A 5,546-nucleotide genomic window follows, 5' to 3' on the forward strand; every position below is an offset into this window, starting at 1 on the left:
ATCATTAAGAGAATTGAAGAACAACTTGTGTGGATTTTTACTGATTGATTAATCGAAATAATTTTCATTGATTGATTGGTTTAAATTACTCGAAGTTTATTTGAGCGAAATTTAAGTCAGTAATTGATGAGCCAGAATTGGCACCTTGTCTTTAAATAAGGTGCAAAATGATTTTAACTGAAGAGTTTGATCATGGCTCAGATTGAACGCTGGCGGCAGGCTTAACACATGCAAGTCGAGCGGAGAGAGGTAGCTTGCTACTGATCTTAGCGGCGGACGGGTGAGTAATGCTTAGGAATCTGCCTATTAGTGGGGGACAACATTTCGAAAGGAATGCTAATACCGCATACGTCCTACGGGAGAAAGCAGGGGATCTTCGGACCTTGCGCTAATAGATGAGCCTAAGTCGGATTAGCTAGTTGGTGGGGTAAAGGCCTACCAAGGCGACGATCTGTAGCGGGTCTGAGAGGATGATCCGCCACACTGGGACTGAGACACGGCCCAGACTCCTACGGGAGGCAGCAGTGGGGAATATTGGACAATGGGCGCAAGCCTGATCCAGCCATGCCGCGTGTGTGAAGAAGGCCTTATGGTTGTAAAGCACTTTAAGCGAGGAGGAGGCTACTTTAGTTAATACCTAGAGATAGTGGACGTTACTCGCAGAATAAGCACCGGCTAACTCTGTGCCAGCAGCCGCGGTAATACAGAGGGTGCAAGCGTTAATCGGATTTACTGGGCGTAAAGCGCGCGTAGGCGGCTAATTAAGTCAAATGTGAAATCCCCGAGCTTAACTTGGGAATTGCATTCGATACTGGTTAGCTAGAGTGTGGGAGAGGATGGTAGAATTCCAGGTGTAGCGGTGAAATGCGTAGAGATCTGGAGGAATACCGATGGCGAAGGCAGCCATCTGGCCTAACACTGACGCTGAGGTGCGAAAGCATGGGGAGCAAACAGGATTAGATACCCTGGTAGTCCATGCCGTAAACGATGTCTACTAGCCGTTGGGGCCTTTGAGGCTTTAGTGGCGCAGCTAACGCGATAAGTAGACCGCCTGGGGAGTACGGTCGCAAGACTAAAACTCAAATGAATTGACGGGGGCCCGCACAAGCGGTGGAGCATGTGGTTTAATTCGATGCAACGCGAAGAACCTTACCTGGCCTTGACATAGTAAGAACTTTCCAGAGATGGATTGGTGCCTTCGGGAACTTACATACAGGTGCTGCATGGCTGTCGTCAGCTCGTGTCGTGAGATGTTGGGTTAAGTCCCGCAACGAGCGCAACCCTTTTCCTTATTTGCCAGCGAGTAATGTCGGGAACTTTAAGGATACTGCCAGTGACAAACTGGAGGAAGGCGGGGACGACGTCAAGTCATCATGGCCCTTACGGCCAGGGCTACACACGTGCTACAATGGTCGGTACAAAGGGTTGCTACCTAGCGATAGGATGCTAATCTCAAAAAGCCGATCGTAGTCCGGATTGGAGTCTGCAACTCGACTCCATGAAGTCGGAATCGCTAGTAATCGCGGATCAGAATGCCGCGGTGAATACGTTCCCGGGCCTTGTACACACCGCCCGTCACACCATGGGAGTTTGTTGCACCAGAAGTAGCTAGCCTAACTGCAAAGAGGGCGGTTACCACGGTGTGGCCGATGACTGGGGTGAAGTCGTAACAAGGTAGCCGTAGGGGAACCTGCGGCTGGATCACCTCCTTAACGAAAGATTGACGATTGGTAAGAATCCACAACAAGTTGTTCTTCATAGATGTATCTGAGGGTCTGTAGCTCAGTTGGTTAGAGCACACGCTTGATAAGCGTGGGGTCACAAGTTCAAGTCTTGTCAGACCCACCATGACTTTGACTGGTTGAAGTTATAGATAAAAGATACATGACTGATGATGTAAGCTGGGGACTTAGCTTAGTTGGTAGAGCGCCTGCTTTGCACGCAGGAGGTCAGGAGTTCGACTCTCCTAGTCTCCACCAGAACTTAAGAGAAGTTCGGATTACAGAAATTAGTAAATAGAGATTTCGGTCTTGGTTTATTAACTTCTGTGATTTAAGTATCACGGTATTAAGCATGACCTGACGAAGGCGTGTTTATTCATTAACAGATTGGCAAAATTGAGTCTGAAATAAATTGTTCACTCAAGAGTTTAGATTAAGCAATTAATCTAGATGAATTGAGAACTAGCAAATTAACTGAATCAAGCGTTTTGGTATATGAATTTAGATTGAAGCTGTACAGTGTTTAAGTACACAGACAACAGATAGTAGCGATGAAGAGTCGCACGGACAACACTCACTTGTAGGTGTTGACGACTGTTTGGGGTTGTATAGTCAAGTAATTAAGTGCATGTGGTGGATGCCTTGGCAGTCAGAGGCGATGAAAGACGTGATAGCCTGCGAAAAGCTCCGGGGAGGCGGCAAATATCCTTTGATCCGGAGATTTCTGAATGGGGGAACCCACCTACTTTAAGGTAGGTATTGCAACATGAATACATAGTGTTGCAAGGCGAACGAGGGGAAGTGAAACATCTCAGTACCCTTAGGAAAAGAAATCAATTGAGATTCCCTCAGTAGCGGCGAGCGAACGGGGATCAGCCCATTAAGTTATGTGTGTTTTAGTGGAACGCTCTGGGAAGTGCGAACGTAGAGGGTGATATTCCCGTACACGAAAGGGCACACATAATGATGACGAGTAGGGCGAGGCACGTGAAACCTTGTCTGAATATGGGGGGACCATCCTCCAAGGCTAAATACTCCTGACTGACCGATAGTGAACCAGTACCGTGAGGGAAAGGCGAAAAGAACCCCTGTGAGGGGAGTGAAATAGATCCTGAAACCGCATGCATACAAGCAGTGGGAGCACCTTCGTGGTGTGACTGCGTACCTTTTGTATAATGGGTCAGCGACTTATATTCAGTAGCGAGGTTAACCGTATAGGGGAGCCGTAGAGAAATCGAGTCTTAATAGGGCGTTTAGTTGCTGGGTATAGACCCGAAACCAGGCGATCTATCCATGAGCAGGTTGAAGGTTGGGTAACACTAACTGGAGGACCGAACCCACTGTCGTTGAAAAGCCAGGGGATGACTTGTGGATAGGGGTGAAAGGCTAATCAAGCCTGGTGATAGCTGGTTCTCCCCGAAAGCTATTTAGGTAGCGCCTCGGACGAATACCATAGGGGGTAGAGCACTGTTTCGGCTAGGGGGTCATCCCGACTTACCAAACCGATGCAAACTCCGAATACCTATGAGTACTATCCGGGAGACAGACTGCGGGTGCTAACGTCCGTAGTCAAGAGGAAAACAATCCAGACCGCCAGCTAAGGCCCCAAAATCATAGTTAAGTGGGAAACGATGTGGGAAGGCATAGACAGCTAGGAGGTTGGCTTAGAAGCAGCCACCCTTTAAAGAAAGCGTAATAGCTCACTAGTCGAGTCGGCCTGCGCGGAAGATGTAACGGGGCTAAAACTATGTGCCGAAGCTGCGGATTTGACATTAGTCAAGTGGTAGGGGAGCGTTCTGTAAGCCGATGAAGGTGTATTGAGAAGTATGCTGGAGGTATCAGAAGTGCGAATGCTGACGTGAGTAACGACAAAACGGGTGAAAAACCCGTTCGCCGAAAGACCAAGGGTTCCAGTCCAACGTTAATCGGGGCTGGGTGAGTCGACCCCTAAGGCGAGGCCGAAAGGCGTAGTCGATGGGAAATTGGTTAATATTCCAATACTTCTGTGTAATGCGATGAGAGGACGGAGAAGGTTAAGTCAGCCTGGCGTTGGTTGTCCAGGTGGAAGGATGTAGGTATGTATCTTAGGCAAATCCGGGGTACTCTATACTGAGATCCGATAGCAAGCTGTACTTGTACAGTGAAGTGGCTGATACCATGCTTCCAGGAAAAGTCTCTAAGCTTCAGTTACACAGGAATCGTACCCGAAACCGACACAGGTGGTCAGGTCGAGTAGACCAAGGCGCTTGAGAGAACTCTGCTGAAGGAACTAGGCAAAATGGTACCGTAACTTCGGGAGAAGGTACGCTGTTGTTGGTGATGGAACTTGCTTCCTGAGCTGACGACAGCCGCAGAAACCAGGCCGCTGCAACTGTTTATTAAAAACATAGCACTCTGCAAACACGAAAGTGGACGTATAGGGTGTGATGCCTGCCCGGTGCTGGAAGGTTAATTGATGGGGTTAGCGTAAGCGAAGCTCTTGATCGAAGCCCCAGTAAACGGCGGCCGTAACTATAACGGTCCTAAGGTAGCGAAATTCCTTGTCGGGTAAGTTCCGACCTGCACGAATGGCATAATGATGGCGGCGCTGTCTCCAGCAGAGGCTCAGTGAAATCGAAATCGCTGTGAAGATGCAGTGTACCCGCGGCTAGACGGAAAGACCCCGTGAACCTTTACTGCAGCTTGACACTGAACTTTGACCTTACTTGTGTAGGATAGGTGGGAGGCTTTGAAGTTGGAACGCTAGTTCCAATGGAGCCGTCCTTGAAATACCACCCTGGTAATGTTGAGGTTCTAACTCTGTCCCGTTATCCGGGACGAGGACCGTGTCTGGTGGGTAGTTTGACTGGGGCGGTCTCCTCCTAAAGAGTAACGGAGGAGTACGAAGGTGCGCTCAGCGTGGTCGGAAATCACGCGTAGAGTATAAAGGCAAAAGCGCGCTTAACTGCGAGACCCACAAGTCGAGCAGGTACGAAAGTAGGTCTTAGTGATCCGGTGGTTCTGTATGGAAGGGCCATCGCTCAACGGATAAAAGGTACTCTGGGGATAACAGGCTGATACCGCCCAAGAGTTCATATCGACGGCGGTGTTTGGCACCTCGATGTCGGCTCATCTCATCCTGGGGCTGAAGCAGGTCCCAAGGGTATGGCTGTTCGCCATTTAAAGAGGTACGCGAGCTGGGTTTAGAACGTCGTGAGACAGTTCGGTCCCTATCTACCGTGGGCGCTGGAAATTTGAGAGGATCTGCTCCTAGTACGAGAGGACCAGAGTGGACGAACCTCTGGTGTACCGGTTGTGACGCCAGTCGCATCGCCGGGTAGCTATGTTCGGAAGGGATAACCGCTGAAAGCATCTAAGCGGGAAGCCTACCTCAAGATAAGATTTCCCTAGGAATTTATTCCTCTAAAGAGCCGTTCGAGACTAGGACGTTGATAGGTTGGATGTGGAAGCATAGTGATATGTGAAGCTGACCAATACTAATTGCTCGTGAGGCTTGACTATACAACACCCAAGCAGTTGTATATGAAGCATCAATCGATTCATAAACATGCAAAGCAACTTGATTTAGTTATACTACTAGCTAAAATGAACAAATAAAGTAAGATTCAATCAGCCCGTCTGTCAAGATTTGGAAAACGCAACGTATCACACAGTGAATAAAACGAAGCAAGTATCCATACCAGTTGTGCTGGCGACCATAGCAAGAGTGAACCACCTGATCCCTTCCCGAACTCAGAAGTGAAACCTCTTAGCGCTGATGGTAGTGTGGGGTTACCCATGTGAGAGTAAGTCATCGCCAGCTCATTATTCTAAACACCCCCGTTC

At 48.8% G+C, this 5,546-nt stretch carries 2 tRNA genes and 3 rRNA genes; all 5 read left to right on the forward strand.

Annotation, left to right across the window (positions count from 1 at the left end):
* Positions 1-174 precede the first annotated feature (174 nt).
* The 5 genes from WBW42_RS18680 to rrf all read left to right on the forward strand — a co-directional run bounded on the left by WBW42_RS18680 (position 175) and on the right by rrf (position 5,523).
* Positions 175-1,712, forward strand: a 16S ribosomal RNA gene (locus tag WBW42_RS18680).
* Positions 1,713-1,771: 59 nt separating this feature from the next.
* Positions 1,772-1,848: transfer RNA gene (locus WBW42_RS18685), tRNA-Ile, on the forward strand.
* Between the two features lie 55 nt (positions 1,849-1,903).
* Positions 1,904-1,979 (forward strand) — tRNA-Ala (locus WBW42_RS18690).
* Positions 1,980-2,331: 352 nt separating this feature from the next.
* Positions 2,332-5,222: ribosomal RNA gene (locus tag WBW42_RS18695) — 23S ribosomal RNA — on the forward strand.
* A gap of 186 nt (positions 5,223-5,408) precedes the next feature.
* Positions 5,409-5,523, forward strand: a 5S ribosomal RNA gene (rrf, locus tag WBW42_RS18700).
* Together the 16S, 23S and 5S rRNA genes with 2 tRNA genes alongside form the textbook arrangement of a ribosomal RNA operon.
* Positions 5,524-5,546 lie beyond the last annotated feature (23 nt).

This window comes from Acinetobacter sp. LT1, from assembly GCF_059800965.1.